Genomic DNA, 2,963 nt, shown 5'->3' with positions numbered 1-2,963 from the left:
TTTTTTTAAAGCGTTGGTTAAGTCCTCGATCTATTAGTATCAGTCAGCTCCACATGTCGCCACGCTTCCACCTCTGACCTATCAACCTGATCATCTTTCAGGGATCTTACTAGCTTGCGCCATGGGAAATCTCATCTTGAGGGGGGCTTCATGCTTAGATGCTTTCAGCACTTATCCCTTCCGCACGTAGCTACCCAGCTATGCCTTTGGCAAGACAACTGGTACACCAGCGGTGCGTCCATCCCGGTCCTCTCGTACTAAGGACAGCTCCTCTCAAATTTCCTGCGCCCGCGACGGATAGGGACCGAACTGTCTCACGACGTTCTGAACCCAGCTCGCGTACCGCTTTAATGGGCGAACAGCCCAACCCTTGGGACCGACTACAGCCCCAGGATGCGATGAGCCGACATCGAGGTGCCAAACCTCCCCGTCGATGTGGACTCTTGGGGGAGATAAGCCTGTTATCCCCGGGGTAGCTTTTATCCGTTGAGCGATGGCCCTTCCATGCGGAACCACCGGATCACTAAGCCCGACTTTCGTCCCTGCTCGACTTGTAGGTCTCGCAGTCAAGCTCCCTTGTGCCTTTACACTCTGCGAATGATTTCCAACCATTCTGAGGGAACCTTTGGGCGCCTCCGTTACTCTTTAGGAGGCGACCGCCCCAGTCAAACTGCCCACCTGACACTGTCTCCCACCCCGATAAGGGGCGCGGGTTAGAATTTCAATACAGCCAGGGTAGTATCCCACCAACGCCTCCACCGAAGCTAGCGCTCCGGCTTCTCAGGCTCCTACCTATCCTGTACAAGCTGTACCAAAATTCAATATCAGGCTGCAGTAAAGCTCCACGGGGTCTTTCCGTCCTGTCGCGGGTAACCTGCATCTTCACAGGTACTATAATTTCACCGAGTCTCTCGTTGAGACAGTGCCCAGATCGTTACACCTTTCGTGCGGGTCGGAACTTACCCGACAAGGAATTTCGCTACCTTAGGACCGTTATAGTTACGGCCGCCGTTTACTGGGGCTTCGGTTCAAAGCTTCGCTTGCGCTAACCTCTCCCCTTAACCTTCCAGCACCGGGCAGGTGTCAGCCCCTATACTTCGCCTTGCGGCTTCGCAGAGACCTGTGTTTTTGCTAAACAGTCGCCTGGGCCTATTCACTGCGGCTTTTCTGGGCTATTCACCCTAAAAAGCACCCCTTCTCCCGAAGTTACGGGGTCATTTTGCCGAGTTCCTTAACGAGAGTTCTCTCGCACACCTTAGGATTCTCTCCTCGCCTACCTGTGTCGGTTTGCGGTACGGGCACCTTACATCTCACTAGAGGCTTTTCTTGGCAGTGTGGAATCAGGAACTTCGGTACTATATTTCCCTCGCCATCACAGCTCCGCCTTAATGGAAACGGGATTTGCCTCGTTTCCGGCCTAACTGCTTGGACGCGCATATCCAACAGCGCGCTTACCCTATCCTTCTGCGTCCCCCCATCGTTCAAACGATGTATAGGTGGTACAGGAATATCAACCTGTTGTCCATCGCCTACGCCTTTCGGCCTCGGCTTAGGTCCCGACTAACCCTGAGCGGACGAGCCTTCCTCAGGAAACCTTAGGCATTCGGTGGAAGGGATTCTCACCCTTCTTTCGCTACTCATACCGGCATTCTCACTTCTAAGCGCTCCACCAGTCCTTACGGTCTGACTTCAACGCCCTTAGAACGCTCTCCTACCATCGACACCATACGGTGTCAATCCACAGCTTCGGTGATACGTTTAGCCCCGGTACATTTTCGGCGCGGAGTCACTCGACCAGTGAGCTATTACGCACTCTTTAAATGGTGGCTGCTTCTGAGCCAACATCCTGGTTGTCTAAGCAACTCCACATCCTTTTCCACTTAACGTATACTTTGGGACCTTAGCTGGTGGTCTGGGCTGTTTCCCTTTCGACTACGGATCTTATCACTCGCAGTCTGACTCCCAAGAATAAGTATTTGGCATTCGGAGTTTGACTGAATTCGGTAACCCGTTGGGGGCCCCTAGTCCAATCAGTGCTCTACCTCCAATACTCTCATCTTGAGGCTAGCCCTAAAGCTATTTCGGAGAGAACCAGCTATCTCCAGGTTCGATTGGAATTTCTCCGCTACCCACACCTCATCCCCGCACTTTTCAACGTGCGTGGGTTCGGGCCTCCATTCAGTGTTACCTGAACTTCACCCTGGACATGGGTAGATCACCTGGTTTCGGGTCTACGACCTCATACTCATTCGCCCTATTCAGACTCGCTTTCGCTGCGGCTCCGTCTTATCAACTTAACCTCGCATGAAATCGTAACTCGCCGGTTCATTCTACAAAAGGCACGCCATTACCCATTAACGGGCTTTGACTACTTGTAGGCACACGGTTTCAGGATCTATTTCACTCCCCTTCCGGGGTGCTTTTCACCTTTCCCTCACGGTACTGGTTCACTATCGGTCACTAGGTAGTATTTAGCCTTGGGAGATGGTCCTCCCTGCTTCCGACGGGATTTCTCGTGTCCCGCCGTACTCAGGATCCACTCAGGAGGGAACGAAGTTTCAACTACAGGGTTTTTACCTTCTTTGACGGACCTTTCCAGGTCACTTCATTTACCCCGTTCCTTTGTAACTCCATATTGAGTGTCCTACAACCCCAAGAGGCAAGCCTCTTGGTTTGGGCTACATTCCGTTTCGCTCGCCGCTACTCAGGAAATCGCTATTGCTTTCTCTTCCTCCGGGTACTTAGATGTTTCAGTTCCCCGGGTCTGCCTTCAGTACCCTATGTATTCAGGTAAAGATACTGTTCCATTACGAACAGTGGGTTTCCCCATTCGGAAATCTCCGGATCAAAGCTTACTTACAGCTCCCCGAAGCATATCGGTGTTAGTCCCGTCCTTCATCGGCTCCTAGTGCCAAGGCATCCACCGTGCGCCCTTTCTAACTTAACCGTTAAAAAAGTCTTAC

Annotated in this window: 1 rRNA gene; it reads right to left on the bottom strand. The window is 52.3% G+C overall.

What is annotated here, in order from left to right:
• Positions 1–13 precede the first annotated feature (13 nt).
• Positions 14–2,947 (bottom strand): 23S ribosomal RNA (locus tag ACQKL5_RS21265).
• Between the last annotated feature and the right edge of the window lie 16 nt (positions 2,948–2,963).

This window comes from Peribacillus sp. NPDC097675 (assembly GCF_050277655.1).
Classification (GTDB): domain Bacteria; phylum Bacillota; class Bacilli; order Bacillales; family DSM-1321; genus Peribacillus.
This window is presented reverse-complemented; position numbering and strand designations above follow the sequence as displayed.